Genomic DNA, 20,914 nt, shown 5'->3' with positions numbered 1-20,914 from the left:
CTGTTATCGTTTGATTTCTTCGCTTAAGGAGGATGCGCATGCCGTGCACAACGATTTTGGTTGGTAAGAACGCGAGCTACGACGGGTCGACGCTTGTCGCCCGCAACGAGGACTCGTCCAACGGGGTGTTTGAGCCCAAGCGTATGCGCGTGGTGCATCCCGACGAGCAGCCGCGCGTCTACACGAGCGTCCTGAGTCACCTGACCGTTGAACTGCCCGATAACCCCATGCGCTACACGAGCGTCCCCGATGTTGTCCCGGGCCACGGCATCTGGGCTGAGGCCGGCTTCAACGAGCTTAACGTTGGCATGTCCGCAACCGAGACGCTCACCACCAACGAGCGCGTTCGCGGCGCCGACCCGCTCGTCGATTACGTTCCCGCCAAGGGCAACGAGGGCGAGGACGGCTATGTGCCGGCGCAGCCCGGCGGTCTGGGCGAGGAGGACATGGTGACCCTGGTGCTGCCGTACGCCAAGTCCGCCCGCGACGGCGTGCGCATTCTGGGCGACCTGCTTGAGCGCTACGGTACCTACGAGAACAACGGCATCGCCTTTAGTGACGTTGACGAGATCTGGTGGCTCGAGACCATCGGCGGCCACCACTGGATCGCCAAGCGCGTGCCCGATGACGCCTATGTGACCATGCCCAACCAGCTGGGTATCGACGGCTTTGACCTGGACGATGCCGAGGGCACCCAGGCAGATCATATGTGCTCTGCCGACCTGCGCTCCTGGATGGCCGAGTGGCATCTGGACCTGACGCTGGGCGTCGGGGGCGACGGTCCGGCGACGGTCTTTAACCCGCGCGAGGCCTTTGGCTCGCACAGCGACAGTGACCACGTCTATAACACGCCGCGCGCCTGGTATATGCAGCGCTGCCTCAACCCCAGCGATGTATGGGACGGTCCCGACGCCGACTACACGCCCGAGAGCGACGACATCCCTTGGAGCCGCGTGCCCGAGCGCAAGGTGACCATCGAGGACATCAAGTACGTGCTTTCGAGCCACTACCAGGGCACGGAGTACGACTGCTACGGCAGCAAGGGCACGCCCGCCACGCGCGGTGCCTATCGTCCCATCGGCATCAACCGCAACAGCCAGCTTGCCGTGTTGCAGCTGCGTCCCTATGTACAGCCGGCGTATCGCGCCGTGCAGTGGATGGCGTTTGGCTCTAACTCGTTTAACGCGCTCGTGCCGCTGTACGCCAATGTCGAGACCATGCCCGAGTACTATGCCGACACGCAGGCTCGCGTGACGTCCGAGAATTTCTACTGGGCCAACCGCCTGATCGGCGCGCTAGCCGACGTCCGTTTTCATGAGTGCGGCCGCGCTGTGGAGGACTATCAGGAGAAGGTCGGTGGCATGGGCCACAAGCAGATCCATGACGTCGACGCTGCCGTAGCCGCTCTGCCCGAGGCCGAGGTGCCTGCCGAGCTTGCACGCGCCAACGAGGCCTTTGCCGAGCGTGTCCGCGTGGAGACCGATGCCCTGCTGGGCAAGGTGCTCTACACCACGAGCTGCGCCATGAAGAACTCTTTCGCGATGAACGACAACGTGAGGTAGGGATTTCCCGTCGATCGAATAGCGCTAAAACGCTTTGTCGCTTTCACTCAATCTTGGGTACAAGAACGCCAATGCAGTTGTTTGTGATTGGAGACAACCATGGTTATGAAATTCGATCAGCTTGTTAACGGCGCCATCAACGTTGGCTTTGGCGCTGCCGCCGTTGCCGTTGAGGGCAGCAAGAAGGTTCTCGACGACCTCAATACCAAGGGTGAGCAGGTGCGCAAGGACGCAGGCGCCCCCGATATCGCCCGCAGCGTGTCCGATATGTTCGAGCAGGCCGGCGGTACCATCTCCGATCTGACCGAGCGCTTGGGCACGCAGGGCGAGACCGCGGCCCAGCGCGTGCTCGACGAGCTCATTCTGGCTCGCGTCCGCGTTATGACCGCCCCCGAGCGCACGGCCTTCCTGGCCCATGTGCGCGACATCGTCGATTCGGTCGAGGACAACGTGACCTCGGTGCCCGTCGAGTCCGTTGAGCCCGACGATGCGAAGGATACCGAAGAGGCCGAGTAGCAGCGCAGATGGCAGATTCCACCACCGATTACAACAATCTAGATCCCTTGGGTGACGAGGCGGCGGTTGTCGATGAGGTCGACGCCGCCGTCTCGGGCGCTCGCAAGAAGCCGCGCGCTGTCGATATGGTGCCCGAGGAGCCCGACGCGATGGCGCCGGACGAGGAATACCAGCTCACGCCGGCGGGTCGTCGCGAACGCATCGGGCAGATTGTTCGCCTGGTCAAAAAGTACCGCGTGTGGGATAACCTCACGCCGGTTCGTTTGCGCCGCCTGCTCGAGGAACTCGGCCCCATGTTCGTCAAGATGGGGCAGATTCTGGCCAACCGGTCCGAGATTCTGCCGCAACGCTTTTGCGACGAGCTGCGTCGTCTGCGCTCCGACGTGGAGCCGGTGCCGTATGAGGTGGTGCTCCGCTGTCTGGAAGAGGAATACGGCCTGCGCCTGGGGGAGATGTTCGATGCGATCGACCCCAATCCGCTTGGTAGCGCATCGCTCGCACAGGTACATCGCGCTCGTCTGGTGACGGGCGAGGACGTGGCCGTCAAGGTTCAGCGCCCCGGTGCGCAGCAGGTTATGGCACAGGACATCGATATCATCCGCTCGGTGGTGCGTATCGTTTCCAAGTTCGTCAACACCGATCAATTCGTTGACCTGCACGGCGTAGTCGAGGAGCTGTGGACCTCGTTTCGCGAGGAGACCAACTTTTTGGCCGAGGCCAAAAACCTCAACGACTTCTACGAGTTCCATAAGAGCGTTCATGGCGTGACGTGCCCTAAATCCTATCTGGACCTGTGCACCGAGCACGTGGTGGTTATGGACTACGTCGACGGCATTTCGATCGCCGATCCTGAACGCTTGGTGGTCGAGGGCTATGACTTGGAAAAGATCGGTGCCGCGATTGTCGAGGACTACTCGACGCAGGTGCTCGACGACGGCTTTTTCCATGCCGACCCGCATGCGGGAAACATCATCCTCAAGGACGGTATCGTCTACTTTATCGACTTGGGTATGGTCGGACGTATGTCGAGCCATGACCGCGGTATCGTCAAAGACATGATTTTCGCCGTGGCCGAGGGTGACGTGCCCAAGCTCAAGGATTCGCTCATGCGCTTTGCCGTGACGCGCGGCGATTCGGCCGAGCTTGACCATTCGGCCTTTTTGTCCGACTTGGACTTTATTGTTGCCGACTTTGCCGGGCTCGACCTTAAAGACCTGGATATCGGCGAGTTTTTGACTTCGCTGTTAAACCTCGCGCGCAAAAATGACGTTGAGCTGCCGAGCGTGGTGACGATGTTCGCCCGCGGCATGGTGACGCTCGAGGGCCTGTTGACCGAGTACATGCCCAACGTCAACATGATCCAGATCATCCAGACGCACATCAAAAACGAGAAGAGCACCTACGCCCGCATGCGCGAGATGAGCCGCGATCTTGCCGCGAGCAGCTATCGCGCGGCAAAAGGCTCGCTCGAGGCGGCCGAGTATCTGGGCTTGGCTTCGCGTATGCTTACGCGCGGCCAGCTTAAGGTAAACACGCAGATCATGAGCAGCGATAAGGCGCTGCGACAGCTGGGCGGAATTATCGACCGCATGTCGATGGCTATCGTTATCGCCGGCCTGTTTATCGGTTCGTCGGTGGTGTACTACGCACGCATCGAGCCGGTTGTGTTTGGTATCCCAGTCATTGGCTTTATGGGCTACGTGAGCGCGCTGGTGCTGGCGCTTATGCTGGGTCGCAATATCTGGCTCAACAGTCACGGCGGCAAGCACTAGAGGCTGCGGCCGTCACCGCATTTTCCTATCGCAAACAATAGCTTTTACCTTGGGCTTCGCCTGCGTGCGAGGCCCTTTTGCGTGATAGCATATTGACGGTTTTAATCGATGGCCTAGATGGTGGTGCGGAGACGCACGAATGCGCGGTTTTCCTGCGCGTTTGGGAGAATCGGGGTGCAAGTCCCCGGCTGTACCAGTAACCGTAATTCCTCTTGGCTCGGGATGTTCGCGTCGCAGATCGGACGGCGCGCCCGAGTCGTTAAGGTTAAGTCGGATCGCCTCCCATCTTGCATGCGGCTGCGGCGTATGCCGCCGGTGTGCATAGGGCTCTGGAGGGAAGGGGGACCCCGATGGGGGAACTCGAGCGCAACATGCGCGATGACGTGGGGCAGCTTCAAGGCAACGCTCCAAGTACAGACAGTAGGAGACAAATGGATATGTTTGAGGACGAGTGCCAGCGTGCCTCGCTTCGTCGCCGTGGCGTAATCGCGCGCGGCGTAGCCAAGCGCGGCCTGGTGGCATTCCTGGCCTTCGCGATGGCCTTCAGCACCACGCCGGCTCAGCTGTGGGCCGAGGGTGCCGAGGGCATTACCGACGCTGTGGCTCAGGCTACGACGCCAGGCGAGGACGCAGCGCTTGCGGGCGGTACCGCTGAGCAGAGCGGCGCCGAGGTTTCGGATTCCGGGAGCGCGCCTGCAGCCAGTGCCGCCACAACAGAGGCAGCAACTGGCGACGAAGGCTCGGCGACGGGGGGGAGCCCTGCCACGAGCGAGCAGTCTTCGACGGCATCCGCTGGCCAAGCAGGATCTGCCGCCGCGACTGCCGTCCAGACAGAGAACCCGACAGAAACCGGCGATGTCGCCAAGAAGCAAGTCGAGGTCTCGTTCTCGATTATCGGCACCGATGCCGACGGCAAGGCTCAGACCTGGGTGGCACCTACGCAGCTCAAGCTCGATGAGGGCGCGACGGCTGCGGATGCCTTCATTAAGCTGCAGGAGAAGACGGGCTTCAAGGCGAAGTACGATCCGAACACGGCATACGGTTTCTACCTCGAAAGCATCACATCCCCGAGCGATGGCCGCACGCTCGCCTACGATCCGACGACTTATGCCTTCTGGCAGCTGTTCGTCGACGGCGCGTCTTCCTCGGTTGGCGCGAGCAGCGTCAAGCTCACCCAGGGGCAGAAGATTGAGTTTGCCTATACGGCTGGTAGCTCGTCCCCTGTCGTTAAGGACCAGGTTGCCGCAAATGTGACCGTCATTGGTCGCGATGCCCAGGGCAAGACTCAGACTTGGGTCGATAACGCGCAGTATGTGGTGACGTCCGGCTCGAGCGCGCTTGACCTTACGAAGGTCGCGCTCGAGGCGAATGATATTGACGCCGTTGCTGCGGGCTCCTTCATTCTGAGCCTTAAGTACAACGGCGTTGAGCTGGGTACGCCGCTCGATTATTCGACCTATTGGCAGCTGTTTATCAACGGCAAGTCGAGCGACTACACGGCGGACAATGTCACCATTCATGCTGGCGATACCGTTACGTGGTTCTACGGTGGCTGGGGCGACCAGTTGCCCTCTGATTCTGTTCATGCTTCTGTTCAGGTACTTGGTAAGGACAAGGACGGCAAGCAGCAGGTTTGGGCTTCGACGGGCCAGACGAGCCTCAAGGCAGGCTCCACTGCTAAGGATCTCCTTGAGCAGACCGGCCTTACTCTCGATGCTGGCGAATCGCCTTGGGGCTGGTTCCTCAACGGCATTACTTCGCCGTTCGATGGTAAGTCCTATGGCTGGGATGCTGCGACCAATAGCTATTGGCGCTTCTACGTAAATGGCAAGTTCGCCGACGTTGGCGCCGGTGCCTACGAGCTCCAAGAGGGTGACGCCGTCACCTTTATGTATGGTGCTGACGCCGGTGCCCTTCCTGGCCAGGTTCTTGGTTCTGTCGATGTTATCGGTCCCGATGTCAACGGGAACAATACGCGTTGGGGCACGGCAAGCAATGTTTCTCTGCCCGAAGGCTCCACGGCCCAGAACCTTATTGAGGCAGTTCTGAAGGCCAAGGGCGTTGCGTACAACGGCTCCCAGAGTGGTGAGTACTGGTTCCTGAATTCCATTACTTCGCCGTTTGATCACAAACCGTATGGTTGGGATGCTGCGACCAATAAATATTGGCATCTGTATATCAACGGAGAGCCCTCCTTACTTTGCGCCAATCAGATTACGCTCAAGAGCGGCGATAAGGTCACGCTTGCCTATACCACCGAAAATTCGCCCATGCCCGATCCCGACAAGATTGTCGTGGATCCGAGCGCGACGACTCCTGATTGGGATGCCGAGTGGGCCGGCTACGGCAACAGTGGCAACGGTTCGACCGTAACGGATGCCAAGACGCCTGCGCAGGCCGCCGGTCTTAAGTGGGCCTTCGATTGGAAGGCCGAGTCTGGTCAGCAGTATGCCAACTGCAGCGAGCCTGTCATTGCTAACGGCTTTGTGTACATCGCGACCGAGAACGAGCTCATTAAGATCGATTCGTCCACGGGCAAAAAGGTTGCCTCTGCGCCGCTTGCCTCCAAGGTGAGCTATACCTCTCGTCCGATCTATACCAATGGCCTTATCATCGTTCCGCTCAACGGCGGTGCGGTCCAGGCGATTACTGCAGACAAGCTGATCTGCAAGTGGCTGACGCCCGGTTTGACGGACTTGACGCAGAGCTCCTGCACCGTCGTTTCGGACGGCGAGTACGTCTATGTTGGTACGGTCGATATTTCGTATGACGAGAATTACAACGCGACCTACGGCAACGGCTCCCTTTCGCGCATTAAGATTGCCACGGGCGAAGTTTCTTGGCAGAACATCGACCCTGCCGAGGGCTATTACTGGACTGGTGCGGCTTTGACGGATAAGTATGCCATTGTTCCTACGAGCGCGGGCACGCTTAAGTGCATTGATAAGACGACGGGCGATGTCGTTTCGACCATGAAGCTCGGCGCTCTCGCGAACGCCGACTGTGTCGCCGATCCGTCCAATGGTTCGACCTTCTATCAGATGACGCACGATGGAAAGCTCCATGTGATTTCGCTTTCGGCGAAGGGCGTACTGAGCGAGCAGAAGACGGTCGACCTGGGTCTTACGAATAACATGAGCGCACCGGCGGTGGCTGGCGAAAACTTGATTGTCGGCGGACAGACGGCTACTGGCTCTGCTCTGGCTTTCTATAATCTGAAGACCGGTAAAACCACGATGGTCACCGCTGCTGACGGTAAAGAACTGCCGGCCGGATTTAACGGTATTGCTGCTACTCCGCTGGTGAGTGTTCAGGGCGGCAAGACCTATGTGTACTTCACCGTTAACAGCGCGGATAGCAAGGATTACGTTAACTACTCTGCTGGTGGTGGCGTGTATCGCTATACGCTCGGCGATGCAGAGGCGACGCAGATTTATGATGCGGCTGGCCATTACCAGCACTGCGACTCTCCGGTCATTGCCGATGCATCTGGCAGCCTGTACTACATCAATGATTCGGGCACGCTGTTCAAGCTCGGGGCCGTTGAGTCTTGGACGGTTGCCTTTAATTCCAACGGCGGGTCTGCTTGCGACACTAAGTTTGTTGCTACGGACGACGGCAAGCTGGTCAAGCCGGCCGATCCGACGCGCGATGGCTACACTTTCGGCGGTTGGTTCACCGATGAGGCTTGCACGCGGGCGTATGACTTCAGTACGCCGGTGACGGCCGATCTGACGCTGTATGCCAAGTGGACCAAGAATGCTGTTAACCCTGGCGGCAATGGCGGTTCTGGCTCCAATGGCGGCAATGGCGGCGCTGGCAACGGTTCCGGTGCTGGCGCTGGCACGGGCACGGGTTCCGGCTCCGGCACGAAGGGCCAGCAGGCTGGCGGCGCTGTCGCTCCGGGTCATAAGCCGATGACCAAGACGACGGTGTCGACCAAGACCGAGACCAAGGACAACAAGCCCAACAAGAAGGACTCCGATAAGTCCGATAAGAAGGACGAGAAGAAGTCTGACAAGAAGTCTGACAAGAAGTCTGACAAGAAGGACAGCAAGTCCGACAAGAAGTCCGATTCCAAGTCCGATACGGGTGCTGCTTCTACGACCACTGCTAAGAAGCCCTCTAGTGCTTCCGAGCAGGAGACTGGCGCCAACCCGCTCGCCATTGTTGGCGTTGCCGCCGGCGTCATCGGTCTCGCCATCGTCGGCGTGTTCGTGTTCACCAAACGTCGGTAGGTGAGGGCTGTGTCCAATAAATCCAAGGACGCTGACCCCAAGCAACCAAATTCCTCGTTCATTCAGTTCGACGATGCAAAGCAACAGGGCGCCGCTTCGGCGGCGTCCGCCCCTCGACGGAAGGCGCTTACTGGCGTCCTGACCGCCGCGTGCGTTGCGCTAATTGTCATATCGCTGGGCTTCGTCCATCCTTCCGAGAGCGGCGCCTGGTCCATTGACTGGATCGTTCAGACCGTGACGGGGGAGAGCGTCGTCGCGAAGGACGCCAAGGGGTCTGACTCGACCGTCGCTTCGGGTAAAGCTGGCTCCAAGGATTCCAAATCTTCGGATGGTGCGAACGACGAGTCTAAGGGTTCGGATAAATCTGACTCTAAGAAGGAGTCCGAGTCTTCGGACAAGGAATCAAACAAGGGCTCGGATAGCAAAAAGTCCGAAGACAAGGATGGCAAGAAGTCTGGAGAGAAGAACAGCAATAAAAAGACCGACGGCAATCAGTCGACTTCTCAGAACTCGACTTCTTCTGGCGGGGCCGGCTCTACGCCTGGCGCCTCCTCCTCATCCAGCGGGGCATCTTCTGCCCCCGATAACGGCAACGCCTCTACTGGCGACCAGGGCAGCTCGCAGCAGCCTAGCTACGTTACGGTGACGGTTTCGGTCACATCGAGCTCTGTGGGCAATCCTGTGTCCTCTGGTGGCACCTTTACCTTTAACGAAGGCGCTACCGTCTACGATGCCCTGTGCGCGCTGGGCCTTTCTGTCAACGCACATGGCTCGTCGTACGGTACGTATGTCTCCGCGATTGGTGGTTTGGCCGAGAAACAGTACGGCGGCACGAGCGGCTGGATGTACTCCGTCAACGGCACAACGCCCATGACGGCCTGCAGTAACTACGTTCTCTCCAATGGCGACAACGTTGTTTGGTATTACGTAACGGGCTAGAGGCCTCGACATAGCGCGCCAGACGGGCGGTTCGGACCAACATCCGGACCGCCCGTTTTTCATGCGAATGGGACTGGGTCGCCGGGTCTCTCTGCAAACAAAAAAACCGGTTGGAACGGGAATTCCAACCGGTTATACATTCAAGCAAATAGTGAATCGACTACGACCGTGCGCCCTCGAGGAAGAAGCGGCGGCTGAAGTAGTTGTACCAGGTGACGAGGAACGTGGCGATGGCCTTCATGGCCTGGTAGCCGATGCTCAAAAACGTGACGCCCACAAACATGTACAGGTCGTTGAGGCCCAGGCCGATCACCGACAGGATGGTGAAGATCGTGAACTCGCGCTTGCGGCTCATGCCTTCGCGGTGGTCGAACACGTACTTCATGCTGAGCCAGTAGTTGACCACGACGGACGTGATAAACGAAACCGTGGTGCTCATCAAAAAGTCAAGGTGGAACAGCTCGACGAGCGCAATGAGCATGCCCCAGTCGATGCCAAAGGAGATAAGACCCACGACAGCAAACTTGAGGAACTGCTTGGTATGAGGTTGTGCCAGCGCCTTGCGCACGTAATCACATCCAATGCGTTGATGAATCGAGCAGAGGATACTTTAGAGCTTTTACAAGGGAAACGTAAGGTCTTTGCCAAGAACTATATGAACTCGCCAAATTTTCAAGAGCTAATCCGCAAACGTTGAAAATTTGCCCGTAAACGAACGATGCCCACGGGCGATACTGTACTGAGCACGCATTGTCCGTGGGCATCGTAAGGCTGTAAGGTTGCGAGTTACTTGGTCTCGTCACCCTCCAGGAAGATCTTTCGGGTCACAAAGTTGTAGACCATGACAAGCGCGGTGGCGCAGATCTTGGCGATATTGGCCTCGAGCCCCAGACCGGCGTTGAGTGTCAGCACGATACCGTCGTTGAGTGCCAGGCCGATCACGGACAGCACGACAAAGATGATGAACTCGCGGCGGCGGCTCATGCCTTCCTTGTGCGCAAACACGTACTTCATGCTTGCGAGGTAGTTAAAGATGAGTGAGATGATAAAGCCGCTGGTGTTGGCGATTAGGATGTTGAGGCCCAGACCGTAGTGGAGCAGATTCATAATGCCAAAGTCGATAACCGTGGCAATGACACCGACGACGCCAAATTTCATGATCTGCGCAAGGAGCTTTTGCATGGTACCTGCCTTAAGCCGGCGCCGGGGCGCCGTGGGGATGACAAACTTAGCAAGTTTAGCCAATCCCCGCGGGTGGTGCTAGGCGCGCTCCTCGATAGCACCGTTTCTATATGCATCGAGCAGCTGGCGCAGGTCCTGGATCTGGCTGCGGATCTTGGCGCCAGTATCGGTGTCGCTCACCATGCGGCGACGGTCTGCTTGGTCAAAACGGTTGGTCTCGCTTTCGATGTCCACGTTGCGCGTGAGTGCCTCGGCAACCGTCGTAAAGGCCCGGTGCGACTTGAGGCGGCAGCCGCGCGAGCTCGAGATGAGCGTATAGCCGGCGATACCCGTCTTGGGATGGTAAGCGCGGCAAAAGCCGCCATCGATGACCAGCAGCTTGCCCTCGGCGCGGATGGGCTGCTCGCCTTTGGTGGTTTTAACGGGCGTGTGGCCGTTGATGATGTGGCCAGTCGGCGAACATGCCATAGGCACGACGCCAAATTCGTGCATGATGTCGTCGCAGACCGAGGGCGACTTGGTAAGCGTAAAGTACGGGTCCATCGGCTCGACCCAGGTGCTCTTATCGGCGATATAGGCGCGCTCAAAGGTACGCACCAAGCGTCCGCTAGCGGGTGAGTTAAAGCCGATCCACAGGTACCACATCCAGTCGAGGGCATCGCGGTCGCCCACGCGCCAGGCGCGGCGGGCGATGCGGTCGCAAAAATCGAGATAATCACGGCCGGCGTGCCAGGTACCCAGGCAGTTCATGCTGCTAAAGGTACCATCCTCGTTGAGCGGAACGCAACCATGGAACAGCAGGTTGCCGTTGGTGACCTTGTACATCGAGCCGTGGGTGTAGAGGAAATCGATATGGCGATGCAGGTGATCGGCGGTGACAAACTCGGACACGAGCTTGTCGATGATGTGCTGCTCCTGGGGCGTGAGCGTATAGGGGTCCGCCGGATCGACGGTGGGGAAGTCGTTGGTCGTTAGCGGCCATACGCTACCGTCGGCGAGCGTGACCGTGCCGTTGTCGTGTTCGATCTTGTCGAGTAACAGGCGGCCGGTCATATCGAACTCGGGGTGGCGCTGGATAATCTGGCCCTCTAGCTTAAAGAGCAGCACGTTGATGGCCTTGATTAGCGGGGTGATGGGCTCACCGGCGGTGTAGGTGGCATCGGCAAAGGCAACAAGCTCGCGCAGCGAGATGCCGTAGTCGTTCTCGAGGATCTCGTAGTTGTCGTAGCGTAGGTTGTTACGCAGCACCGTGGCGATGCAGGCGGGCTCACCGGCCGCAGCGCCCATCCACAGCAGGTCGTGGTTGCCCCACTGGATGTCGAGTGAATGGTAGGTGAGCAGACGGTCCATAATCTTGGCCGCGCCGCTGCCGCGGTCGAAGATGTCGCCCACCAGGTGCAGGTGGTCGACGGCCAGGCGCTTGATGAGCGAAGCGAGCGACTCGATAAAGTCGTCTGCGCTGGCGGTCTCCAGGATGGACTCCACGATGCGCTCGTGATAGCGCACGCGATAGTTGTTCTCGTCCGGGTGCGTGTGCAACAACTCGTCGATGATGTAGGCGTAATCGCGCGGGATGGCCTTACGCACTTTGGAGCGCGTGTAGCGGCTTGAAAGCGAACGAGCGACCATGATGAGCTGGTCAAGCATCGTCTTGTACCAGGTGGGCGAGTCCTCGCGCTGGCTGCGGACCAGCTCGATCTTCTCGTGCGGGTAGTAGATGAGCGTGCACAGCTCGCCCTTTTCGTCAAAGGTGAGCGTGTCGCCAAAAATCTCGTCGACATGCTCGCGCACGACGCCCGAGCAGTTGTTGAGGATGTGCATAAAGGCTTCGTACTCGCCATGCACGTCACTCATAAAATGCTCGGTGCCTTTGGGCAGGTTGAGGATGGCCGAGAGATTGATGATTTCGGTAAACGCGGATTGTTCGGTGGGGAACTGTCTCGAAAGCAGGCGCAGATACTTGAAGTCTTGCGGGTTGCGATCGAATGCGACCATGAAACACCTTCCGATGGGGCTGGTAAAACTGATAAACAGCGTCAAACGTTTACCAGTATGCGCCGCTTTTGTTTCGATTTTGCGCCAGCGGCTGAATTGTCGGCTGAACGGTTTGGTAAATCGATTTAGTGAAGGTAGATGTGTCGGTTGGGTGGAGACGACAGAGGGTGTTTTCTCAGATATTTATGCGTGGGGTCGGTGGAGACGATGGTGGTAAAGATGTTCACTATTTTTGGTTCGATTTGGTAAATAGTGGACATATGTACCGCATATAGGCTCACTGTGCGATAATTTGCGCAGCAATGAGTAAGGAGCCTCATATGAGTGATTTTGTCCTGACCTGTGAATCCGCCGCCGACCGAACCCGTGAGTTCTTTGCGTCGCGCAATATTCCTGTCGTGTGTTTTCATTACGAGATCGACGATGTTGTCTATACGGACAATCTGTATCAGTCGATTACGCCGGACAAGTTTTTTGCCCAGATTGCCGCGGGCGCCATGCCCAAGACGTCTCAGGTGAGCGTGGGTGAGTACGAGGAGTTTTGGGAGCCGTTTGTTGCCGAGGGTAAAGACGTGCTGCACCTGACGTTGTCGTCGGGTATTTCGGGCACGTATGGATCGGCTTGCGTTGCGGCGCAGATGCTCGCGGATCGCTATCCCCAGGGCGGCAAAGTGCGCGTCATCGATTCGCTGGCGGCGTCTTCGGGCTTTGGTCTGTTGCTGGAATATGCCGCCGATGTGCGCGATAGCGGGGCTTCACTCGACGAGACGGCTGCCTGGATCGAGGAGCGCAAGCTCAACCTGCACCACTGGTTCTTCTCGACCGATCTGTCGAGCTACCTACGAGGCGGTCGCATTTCGGCTGCGAGCGCGATCATTGGCACGGCGCTTAAGATTTGCCCGCTTATGACGGTCGATTGCGAAGGTAAGCTGTCGCCGCGTGAGAAAATTCGCACTAAGAAGCGAGCGATTTCCGAGATGGCTAAGACCATGATGGCACACGTGCAGGACGGTGTGGATTATTCGGGTAAGTGCATCATGTCGCACTCGGCGTGCCGCGAGGATGCCGAGGCGGTTGCGGCGCTGATTGAGGAACAGGTTCCGCAGCTTAAAGGCAAGATTGAGATCAATGACATTGGTACTCTGATTGGCTCGCATACCGGACCTGGTACGGTGGCGCTCTTCTTTATGGGCGACAAGCGCGTGGATTAATTTGCCCCATCACGTCGCTGCATGATTGCTCAAACGATAACGGCCCGCCTCACGTTTGTGGGGCGGGCCTTGCTGTTACGATTAGCGTTTCTTTCCGCGGAAGAAGAAGCCGTGCAGTGACGGCTTGAGGCCGCGGTTGGCGCGATGCTCCTCGACGCGCTCGTGGATCGAAGCGACGCGCTCGATGACTTCGTCGGGAATCGGCACATCGGGATTCATGTTCTCGACCTGGCTGACCTCGGCGGCGGCGACCTGGTCGATAATGGGCACATCGTCGCGCGAGATGACAGGTGTGGCTTCTTCCTTCATCTTGCGATAACGCTGCATCATGTCGGTCTGTAGCTGCTGTGCCGAAGGCGGCGTCCAGATGATGGCGTTGGCGCCGGCGGCGATGGTCTCACGGATGCTCTCGGGCGTCTTGCCGCCCGGCGCGATGAGCGGCAGGTTGGGATAGTGCTCGCGCAGTTCACGCAGGACCTGGGGCGTGTTTTTGCCGGCGGCGATGTTGAGAATCTTGGCTCCGGCGCGCACTTTGGCATGCGCATCGTCGTCGCAACGTACGACCGTGGCGATGACGGGGATGTCGGCGATGTTGGTGATGTGCTCGACCATCTCGGCAGTAGCGGGGGAGTTGACCACGCAGCCCGCCGCGCCCTGCATCTCGGAGACGGCTGCCATCTGCACGGAGCGCTTACCGGTCGTAGTTCCGCCGCCCACGCCTACAAAGACCGGGCACTCGGCGACGGTCAGCAGCGCTTGCGTAATGGCGGGCTGCGGCGTGAAAGGGTAGACCGCAAAAACGGCATCGGCGTTGGAGTTGCGGATAACCGCGACATCGGTAGTGTAAATGAGCGACTTGATGCGGCGGCCGAAGAGCGTGAAGCCGCTGGCCTCCTCGATCTCGTCGGGCATGCGAAGGGCCGCCTTGCGCAGGCGCCCGTCGATGGGCAGCGGCTCCATGGGAAGCAGTCCGTTGGGGGTCACGGCTACCTGGGGTTCGGTGAACTCGTCTGCGAGCTCGACCTCGGAGAAATCGACCGAGGCGACGATGTCCTCGTGAACCTCGGCGGGTAAATCGATGGGAGCTTGGTCGTTTGCCGCGGCAGGCGTGTCGAAGGAGCTGGTGCCGACAAAGGCGTCGACGCGTTCGTTTAGGTCGTTGAGGGTATCCATGGAGGCTCGATTCTATGCGATGGTGGCCGGCGCGATGCAGCCGGAATTGCGAATGCTAAATCGTTTGACGAGTTGATTTTTCCCCGCCGCACCATCCGTTAGACCGAAGGGCGGGAGAACGTGAAGGAGCTGTGGTGGCGAGGATCGAGGTGCTATCTTGAAAGTCCCGTTTAAAAGAGAGGTGACGCGGTATGGAATTGACAGCAATGTTTGGCTCGATTGGCCTGTGCGTGGGCGCAATCGTTGCCGCCGCGGTCATCTACTTTGTGGTCACGGCCATTAAGGGCAAAAGGGCCGAACGCAAGGAGCGCGCGATGCTTAAACAGCATCGCGACCAGCAGGGCAAACGCGCACAGAGATAGCTTGTTGAGTTTTTGATCCGTGCGCTAGCTGCGTTTTCGGATCAGGGCAATGTAGAAGCCCTCAAAATCGCGGCTAGGCGGAATGGTCAGCGTGCCGGGCATACCGTTGGCGATGGCCGAGACATGGCCGGCGGCGATGGCCTCGGTGAGGGCGTTGCACTCGATATGCGGCTCCTCGCCGGCATCCTGGGCGCGACGCGCTTCACTTTCGCTCGGTGTGCCGTCGAGGGGGATAAGCTCGCAATCCATGTGCTTGTCGAGGGCCTCTTGCAGGGCGTCCTCGTTTTCCTGCGGCATGATCGAACAGGTGGAATAGACGAGCGTGCCGCCCGGTTTGAGGGCTCCCATGGCGCGGTCCAGAAGCGCGCGCTGCGAGCGGGCGCACTTGACGAGCAGCTGCTCGGTGAGGCCGCGCAGGCTTTTCTCGTTGCCACTGATGACGGTGCCCGTGCCGGTGCAGGGAGCGTCGAGCAGGATGCGGTCAAAGCGGAAGAACTCGTCGAGCTCGCGTGCGTCGATGCGCATGACGGGCACGTTTTTGGCACCTTGGCGGTGGAGGTTGGACTCAAGCTTTTCGGCGCGGGGAATGCTCATCTCGCAGGCCGTGAGGTGTGCCTGGCCCTGGGTGAGGGCGGCGATCTGCGTCGTCTTGCCGCCAGGGGCTGCGCACATGTCCAGGATGTCCTCGCCTGCCTGGGCGCCCAACACCAAAGGCGGCATCATGGACGACAGGCTCTGTAGGTAGATCTTGCCGTCGCGGTAGATGTCGAGGTCCCATAGGTCGGAAACCTGGGCCTCGGGCAGGATAAAGGCGTCCGGATACCAAGCGACGGGGTTGTGGGCGATGCCGGCGGCACCGAGCGCCGCAGCGATGTCCTCGGCGGTCGCCTTGAGCGTGTTGGCGCGCAGCGTGACCGGGCGTGTGGCCGCGGCGCCGAAGCCCTCGATCATGAGCTCGGCATCGGCGGGCGCATAGGCGCCGGCGACCGTGTCGACCATAAAGCGCGGCAGGTCGGCGGCGCAGGGAAGGGCGGCAAGCTGGTCGGAAAGCTCGGTGGCAGCAAACTGCCTGAGCTTGAGCTCGGGCTTAACCTGCTTATTCTGCTTACGACGACGCGGCTTGGACATCCGTCTTTCCTTCCCATTCCATTACATGTCGAGTGTTTTAGTACTGGCTCTCGTGCTTGCTAAAGAAGTCGAAGCGCGGGGGCAGCGGCTTCACGCGGTGGTCGCCGGGCTTCTCGCCCAGGCTCTCTACGAACTCGTCCGTGGAGGCAAAGATGTTATCCCAGCTAAAGAAGGCGACCGGATCGACGTCGAAGTACTCGCAGATGAGTTCGCAGCCGGCCGGGACGATACCGTGCATCAGGACGGTCGCCACGCGCAGCTCGGTAAAGGCATCAACCAGGGCCTGCGTCATCGCTGCGTTTGCTTCGTCGCCCTCGAGCTTGTTGGCGGCCTTGGAGGCGTCGCTCCAGCGCTTGTTGGCGGCGCGCAGGTAGTCGTCGCACACGGCAAGCGCGCGGTGCGTCTCGAACTTGTACATGGCCTGCTCAAAGGCAAGAGCTGCCTGCTCGGCAGCCTCGACCACGGCGGCAGAGGCTGCACCGGCGGGGATGCAGCCGTTGCGATAGGGGCTCTCGTCGCCTTCCTTGACGGCGACGCCGTAGAAGCAGCTGCGGGCCAGACGGTTGAATACGCCGGTCAAAAGGGCGCTCTCCTTAAGGGCCGGATCGATAACGCGCTTGTCGTCGCAGGCGCGCACCTCGTTGCCGTCCTTGTCCTTGCCGGTCACACGCGTGTCGTATGCCTTGGGGCTAAAGCTCACCGGCTTTTCGGACAGGCCGAGCGACAGCCAGTGCGCGCGCATCTGCTCGCAGGTGTAGTGGTTGAGTAGGTCGTCTGCCGGCGGGGGAGGCGTCTGCGAGGACGAGCTGGCCTTTTTGCCCATGTAGAGCAGGTGGTAGCAGGCGCTGACGGTGCTCTGCGTGAGGTCCCAGCCCAGGGCCTCCCACATGGCGGTCTGCGCGATGCAGTAGAAGTAGATGTTGTCCTGACCGATAAACTGGTAGATCTGTGCGTCGTCCGAGCACCACCAGTCGCGCCAGTCGAGCGAGCTGTGCTGGTAGGTGGGCGCGGGCACCTGTGTGGAGTCGGCAGCGGGCTCGCCCATGAGGGCGGCATCCTGGGCGGCGACGCCCTCGGTCACGCCGGCGGCCTTGGCATCGCGCGCGAGCACGGTACGCGTATAGCTGATGGGCGCCCACAGGCTCTCTGGCCAGCACCAGCAGGTGACGTCGGAAACGCCGTCGACCTGGGGCACCGGAACGCCCCAGTCGATGTTGCCGGTGATGCGGAAAGGCACGAGCGCCTTGCCGCTGCGGAAGCGCACGCCGCCGTTGGCGAGCACCGCATGGGCGTCGTCGCGCTCCTTCCAGCTGGGGAAGGTGACGGTAAAGCTGCTCTTGTTTCCCTCGGGCTCCAGCACGGTGTGCTCGGGCAGCTGGTCCTCGACGGCATCGAAGGCCTCGCGGAACTTGTTTTGGATATAGAGCTGGGCCGGCAGCAGCCACTCCTCCATGGTCTTGGAGACCACGGAACGAACCTGCGGGTTCTGGGCGAGCTTGGCGGTGTAGGTCTTCATAAAGTCGAGGTAGGCCGGCAGGTCGAAGTAGAGGTTGTCGACCGGGCGCAGTTCGGGCACCTCGCCGGTGAGCTGGCTCTTGGGTGCGATGAGCTCCTCGGGCTCAAACTGGTGACCCAGGTCGCACTCGTCGGCATAAGCCTTCTCGGACTTGCAGCCCTGGATGGGGCAGCGGCCGATCACTTGGCGGCCGTTGAGGAACGTGCCGGCCTTGGCGTCGTAGAACTGCAGCGTGGAGCGCTTGGAGATGGTGCCCTGCTCATGCAGGCGCTCGATAATCTCGGCGGTCACTTCGTTGTGAATCTGCGCAGCCGGCTCAAGGCCCGAGCCGCCGTAGATATCGCAGCTGATGTTGTAGTTGTTGAGGGTCGCGGCCTGGCGGGAGTGATTGGACTCGACATACTCGCCGATGGACTTATCGTAGCCTTCGTTCTCCTTGAGCTTGCGGTAGCTCTCCATGATGGGCGAGCCGTAGCAGTCGGTGCCCGAGGTGAAGATGACGTTCTCGCGGCCCAGACGGTCGCGCAGGAAGCGGGCGAAGAAGTCGGCAGGGACAAAGACGCCGCCAACGTGGCCAAAGTGAAGGCCCTTGTTGCCGTAGGGCTCGCCGGCGGTAACGATGGCGCGGCGAGGCCAGCTGGGACGGTCGTTCATGGAGTATTTGGATGCCATGGGACTCCTTCGCATATGGTGAGAGCGCGGCCGGGCGCAAGGCCTGGCGACGCGGTGGTCAATTCGTGCATATCGTTCGACATTATCGCACATGCGGACGGGTACGTGGCAGGGGCGCTATCCTAAGATGCTATGAATGAGATTTCCAACATACATGCGTTTGAAGACGAGGATTTTCTGCACGCTTGCTTTGTGTGGGGGATGGTCGTCGTCGGCGTGTTTGCCGTGTGCTTGGTGCCGGTGTTTATGTTGCTGGGTGGGCCTGCAGACTTGGATGCGGCTGACGCGGGCGGCTGGATGGCTGTCGTGGGCTGGATAGTCGGCTTGGCTGCGATCTCAATGGCGTCGTTCGCCGTGCACGAGCTGGTGCACTCGGTGTTCTTTAAGCTGTTCGCGCCCGCCGGTGCTCGGGTGACCTTTGGGGCAAATCTCGAAACCTGCATGATTTACGCCTGCGCCGAGGGCGTTGTGTATTCGCGCCGGCGGTACATGGCGGTTTGCCTGGCGCCGACGGTTGCCTTGACGACGGCGTTTGCCCTGGGGTTTGCGTTCTCGGGCTATCCGCTGCTGTGCTACCTGGCGGCCGGCTTGCATTTGTCGGGTTGCGTGGGCGATTGGTATTACGTGCGGACCATTCTGCGCGACCGTCGCATTGTCGCTTGCGAGGACACGTCCTTTGGCGTGCGCTTTTTTGGGTGAGGAGATGTCGATGAAGTCGTTGTTGCTGCATGCGTGCTGTGCACCATGCTCGCTTGAGCCGGTTCGCCTGCTGCGCGAGGAAGGGTTTGAGCCCACGATTTGCTGGACCAACCCCAATATTCAACCGCGCGATGAATGGCAGCGCCGCTTGGACGAGCTGCGCCGGTGGTGTACCGATGGCGACATCGAGCTTATCGAGGCGGGGGAGGACCGCGATCGCTGGGAGACCGGCGTGGCACCGCTGGGTACCGATCGGCCCCGTCGCTGTCGTGCGTGCTATGCCCTGCGCTTGGCCGAGGCGTGCCGCATGGCCCAGGAGCGCGGGTTCGAATATGTGGGCACGACGCTCGCCGTCTCGCCGTATCAGCTGTTCGAGACCTGCAATGATGTGCTGGAACGCTTGGCAGCGGCACATGGGCTCACCCCGGTCATTCGCGATTTTCGCCCGTATTATTCCGAGGCCACGCGTCGTTCGCGCGAGCTGGGCATGTATCGGCAGAATTACTGCGGCTGTCGTTTCTCGGCCGTCGAAGCAGCCATGGACCGCGCCCGCATTCGCGACGAGCGCAAGGCTGCCAAAAAGTAGTTCATTTGGGACGTCAGCCTGCTAGGATGTAGAGCGGACTTTAGCTATATAAGGAGTATCCGACGTGTCTATGCGTACCGATGATTTTGACTATAACCTTCCTGAGGAACTGATTGCCCAGGCGCCTGCCGAGCCGCGCGACTCCTGCCGCCTGCTGGTGGTGGATCGCAAGGGCTCCCAGGCGGGAACGCCGTTGGAGCACGGCGGTACCGTTGAGCACCGCATCTTCCGCGACATCATCGACTATATCGAGCCGGGCGACGTGCTCGTCATCAACAAGACGCGCGTGATGCCGGCCCGCCTGATAGGTCGCAAGGCCGGCTCGGGCGGCGTGGTCGAGACCCTGCTGCTCAAGCGCCGTGAGGACGTTGACCCGCTGGGTCACGTTTGGGAGTGCCTGGTCAAGCCGGGCAAGCGCCTGAAGCCCGGCGCTCAGATTGAGTATCGCGCCGGTGGCGCCCATGCGCCCGAGGGGGCTCCCGTGGTGCTGACGGCCGAGGTCATCGACTTTGTCACCGATAGCCGCGGCGGCCGCCTGGTGCGCTTTGAGCCGGCCGGTTGCAATGCCACCGGCGACCCGCGCACGCTCGACGAGGCCATCCATGCTGCCGGCCACGTGCCGCTGCCGCCCTACATTACCGATTACGAGGGCGATCCCGAGAAGTACCAGACCGTCTACGCCATGAAGGAGGAGCACTCGGCTGCCGCTCCCACGGCAGGTCTGCACTTTACGCCCGAGCTTATGGCCGCTATCGAGGCCAAGGGTGCGAAATTTGCCGCCGTCGAGCTCGAGGTGGGCATCGATACCTTCCGTCTGGTGGAGGAGGACGATCCCACGCAGCACGTGATGCACACTGAGCGCTACCACGTGTCGCAAGAAGTTGTCGACGCCGTGCATAAGGCGAAGGCCGAGGGCCATCGTGTGATCGCTGTCGGTACCACGGCGGTGCGCTCGCTCGAGAGCGCCTTTGATGCGGAGGCGCCGGTGTCCGATCCGGCTGTGACGGCGCGCTATTTTGAGGGCCGCGAGGACGGGGCCGATACGCTCGGCCGCGGCGACATCGTGGTGCGCGAGAACGCTACGACGCAGCTCTACCTCATGCCCGGCTCGACCTATCACGTGGTCGACGCGCTGATTACGAACTTCCACGTGCCGCGCTCCACGCTCATGATGCTCGTGAGCGCGCTTGCCACTCGCGACCAGATCATGGATGCCTACGCCGCCGCCATCGAGGAGCGCTACCGCTTCTTCAGCTTTGGCGATGCAATGCTCATTTTGTAAGTTACGCGGTTCTACGAACCGCGTAACTGCTCGACGCTGCGCGGGCCGCATTTGGACAATCTGACGTTCAACTTCAAGGGC

General features: G+C 60.2%; 16 protein-coding genes. 10 read left to right on the top strand and 6 right to left on the bottom strand.

What is annotated here, in order from left to right; translation table 11 throughout:
* Nucleotides 1-38: 38 nt before the first annotated feature.
* From DXC52_RS04690 to DXC52_RS04670, 5 genes are all read left to right on the top strand, one after another.
* A complete protein-coding gene (locus tag DXC52_RS04690; protein WP_117746349.1) occupies nucleotides 39-1,562 on the top strand; it encodes a C69 family dipeptidase in 1,524 nt (507 codons plus the stop codon).
* A 99-nt stretch (nucleotides 1,563-1,661) separates the two neighbouring features.
* Nucleotides 1,662-2,078 carry a hypothetical protein gene (locus DXC52_RS04685; protein ID WP_117746348.1) on the top strand — a complete coding sequence of 139 codons (417 nt, stop codon included), beginning with the start codon at nucleotides 1,662-1,664 and terminating at the stop codon, nucleotides 2,076-2,078.
* An 8-nt stretch (nucleotides 2,079-2,086) separates the two neighbouring features.
* The gene (locus DXC52_RS04680; RefSeq protein ID WP_117746347.1) at nucleotides 2,087-3,850 is read left to right on the top strand and encodes an AarF/ABC1/UbiB kinase family protein; all 1,764 of its coding nucleotides are present in this window, start codon (nucleotides 2,087-2,089) and stop codon (nucleotides 3,848-3,850) included.
* A 350-nt stretch (nucleotides 3,851-4,200) separates the two neighbouring features.
* The gene (locus DXC52_RS04675; protein ID WP_117746346.1) at nucleotides 4,201-8,088 is read left to right on the top strand and encodes a DUF4430 domain-containing protein; all 3,888 of its coding nucleotides are present in this window, start codon (nucleotides 4,201-4,203) and stop codon (nucleotides 8,086-8,088) included.
* A 9-nt stretch (nucleotides 8,089-8,097) separates the two neighbouring features.
* On the top strand, nucleotides 8,098-9,027 hold the full coding sequence (locus DXC52_RS04670; protein WP_158554592.1) for a DUF4430 domain-containing protein: 930 nt from the start codon (nucleotides 8,098-8,100) through the stop codon (nucleotides 9,025-9,027).
* 160 nt (nucleotides 9,028-9,187) lie between these two features.
* On the opposite strand, the gene DXC52_RS04665 is transcribed toward DXC52_RS04670, so the two are convergent.
* The 3 genes from DXC52_RS04665 to DXC52_RS04655 form a co-directional block, all read right to left on the bottom strand.
* Nucleotides 9,188-9,595, bottom strand: a complete 408-nt coding sequence (locus DXC52_RS04665) for a GtrA family protein (protein ID WP_022095123.1) — start codon at nucleotides 9,593-9,595, stop codon at nucleotides 9,188-9,190.
* Nucleotides 9,596-9,813: 218 nt separating this feature from the next.
* Nucleotides 9,814-10,209, bottom strand: a complete 396-nt coding sequence (locus DXC52_RS04660) for a GtrA family protein (RefSeq protein WP_006235398.1) — start codon at nucleotides 10,207-10,209, stop codon at nucleotides 9,814-9,816.
* Between the two features lie 78 nt (nucleotides 10,210-10,287).
* The gene (locus tag DXC52_RS04655; RefSeq protein ID WP_117746344.1) at nucleotides 10,288-12,204 is read right to left on the bottom strand and encodes a fructose-1,6-bisphosphatase; all 1,917 of its coding nucleotides are present in this window, start codon (nucleotides 12,202-12,204) and stop codon (nucleotides 10,288-10,290) included.
* A gap of 320 nt (nucleotides 12,205-12,524) precedes the next feature.
* Between DXC52_RS04655 and DXC52_RS04650 the strand changes: the two genes are divergently transcribed.
* Nucleotides 12,525-13,415, top strand: a complete 891-nt coding sequence (locus tag DXC52_RS04650) for a DegV family protein (RefSeq protein WP_117746343.1) — start codon at nucleotides 12,525-12,527, stop codon at nucleotides 13,413-13,415.
* A gap of 81 nt (nucleotides 13,416-13,496) precedes the next feature.
* Here DXC52_RS04650 and DXC52_RS04645 read toward each other — a convergent pair whose 3' ends face one another.
* Nucleotides 13,497-14,588, bottom strand: coding sequence for a hypothetical protein (locus DXC52_RS04645; RefSeq protein ID WP_117746342.1), 1,092 nt, complete (start codon nucleotides 14,586-14,588; stop codon nucleotides 13,497-13,499).
* Nucleotides 14,589-14,779: 191 nt separating this feature from the next.
* Between DXC52_RS04645 and DXC52_RS09975 the strand changes: the two genes are divergently transcribed.
* Nucleotides 14,780-14,950, top strand: coding sequence for a hypothetical protein (locus tag DXC52_RS09975; RefSeq protein WP_006235403.1), 171 nt, complete (start codon nucleotides 14,780-14,782; stop codon nucleotides 14,948-14,950).
* Nucleotides 14,951-14,974: 24 nt separating this feature from the next.
* Here the strand turns inward: DXC52_RS09975 and DXC52_RS04640 are convergent, their stop codons facing one another.
* Both DXC52_RS04640 and DXC52_RS04635 read right to left on the bottom strand, forming a co-directional pair.
* Nucleotides 14,975-16,078: an RsmB/NOP family class I SAM-dependent RNA methyltransferase gene (locus tag DXC52_RS04640; RefSeq protein ID WP_117746341.1), complete on the bottom strand. Its 1,104-nt coding sequence runs from the start codon at nucleotides 16,076-16,078 to the stop codon at nucleotides 14,975-14,977.
* Nucleotides 16,079-16,115: 37 nt separating this feature from the next.
* Nucleotides 16,116-18,266 (bottom strand): class I tRNA ligase family protein, encoded by a 2,151-nt coding sequence (locus DXC52_RS04635; RefSeq protein WP_117746340.1) that lies wholly within the window; start codon nucleotides 18,264-18,266, stop codon nucleotides 16,116-16,118.
* Nucleotides 18,267-18,398: 132 nt separating this feature from the next.
* On the opposite strand from DXC52_RS04635, the gene DXC52_RS04630 reads away from it, so the two are divergent.
* From DXC52_RS04630 to queA, 3 genes are all read left to right on the top strand, one after another.
* Nucleotides 18,399-18,965 (top strand): DUF3267 domain-containing protein, encoded by a 567-nt coding sequence (locus tag DXC52_RS04630; protein WP_117746339.1) that lies wholly within the window; start codon nucleotides 18,399-18,401, stop codon nucleotides 18,963-18,965.
* A 10-nt stretch (nucleotides 18,966-18,975) separates the two neighbouring features.
* On the top strand, nucleotides 18,976-19,551 hold the full coding sequence (locus DXC52_RS04625) for an epoxyqueuosine reductase QueH (RefSeq protein WP_117746338.1): 576 nt from the start codon (nucleotides 18,976-18,978) through the stop codon (nucleotides 19,549-19,551).
* Nucleotides 19,552-19,621: 70 nt separating this feature from the next.
* A complete protein-coding gene (gene queA / locus DXC52_RS04620) occupies nucleotides 19,622-20,833 on the top strand; it encodes a tRNA preQ1(34) S-adenosylmethionine ribosyltransferase-isomerase QueA (protein WP_117746337.1) in 1,212 nt (403 codons plus the stop codon).
* Nucleotides 20,834-20,914: the final 81 nt, after the last annotated feature.

The sequence above is a fragment of the Collinsella sp. TF05-9AC genome (assembly GCF_003438495.1).
Classification (GTDB): domain Bacteria; phylum Actinomycetota; class Coriobacteriia; order Coriobacteriales; family Coriobacteriaceae; genus Collinsella.
This window is presented reverse-complemented; position numbering and strand designations above follow the sequence as displayed.

Coding starts and splice junctions, on each gene's coding strand:
- DXC52_RS04655 (WP_117746344.1), bottom strand. CDS start 12,204: ATGGTCGCATTCGATCGCAACCCGCAAGACTTCAAGTATCTGCGCCTG.
- DXC52_RS04690 (WP_117746349.1), top strand. CDS start 39: ATGCCGTGCACAACGATTTTGGTTGGTAAGAACGCGAGCTACGACGGG.
- DXC52_RS04685 (WP_117746348.1), top strand. CDS start 1,662: ATGGTTATGAAATTCGATCAGCTTGTTAACGGCGCCATCAACGTTGGC.
- DXC52_RS04640 (WP_117746341.1), bottom strand. CDS start 16,078: ATGTCCAAGCCGCGTCGTCGTAAGCAGAATAAGCAGGTTAAGCCCGAG.
- queA (WP_117746337.1), top strand. CDS start 19,622: ATGCGTACCGATGATTTTGACTATAACCTTCCTGAGGAACTGATTGCC.
- DXC52_RS04675 (WP_117746346.1), top strand. CDS start 4,201: ATGGGGGAACTCGAGCGCAACATGCGCGATGACGTGGGGCAGCTTCAA.
- DXC52_RS04645 (WP_117746342.1), bottom strand. CDS start 14,588: ATGGATACCCTCAACGACCTAAACGAACGCGTCGACGCCTTTGTCGGC.
- DXC52_RS04635 (WP_117746340.1), bottom strand. CDS start 18,266: ATGGCATCCAAATACTCCATGAACGACCGTCCCAGCTGGCCTCGCCGC.
- DXC52_RS04650 (WP_117746343.1), top strand. CDS start 12,525: ATGAGTGATTTTGTCCTGACCTGTGAATCCGCCGCCGACCGAACCCGT.
- DXC52_RS09975 (WP_006235403.1), top strand. CDS start 14,780: ATGGAATTGACAGCAATGTTTGGCTCGATTGGCCTGTGCGTGGGCGCA.
- DXC52_RS04680 (WP_117746347.1), top strand. CDS start 2,087: ATGGCAGATTCCACCACCGATTACAACAATCTAGATCCCTTGGGTGAC.
- DXC52_RS04660 (WP_006235398.1), bottom strand. CDS start 10,209: ATGCAAAAGCTCCTTGCGCAGATCATGAAATTTGGCGTCGTCGGTGTC.
- DXC52_RS04630 (WP_117746339.1), top strand. CDS start 18,399: ATGAATGAGATTTCCAACATACATGCGTTTGAAGACGAGGATTTTCTG.
- DXC52_RS04625 (WP_117746338.1), top strand. CDS start 18,976: ATGAAGTCGTTGTTGCTGCATGCGTGCTGTGCACCATGCTCGCTTGAG.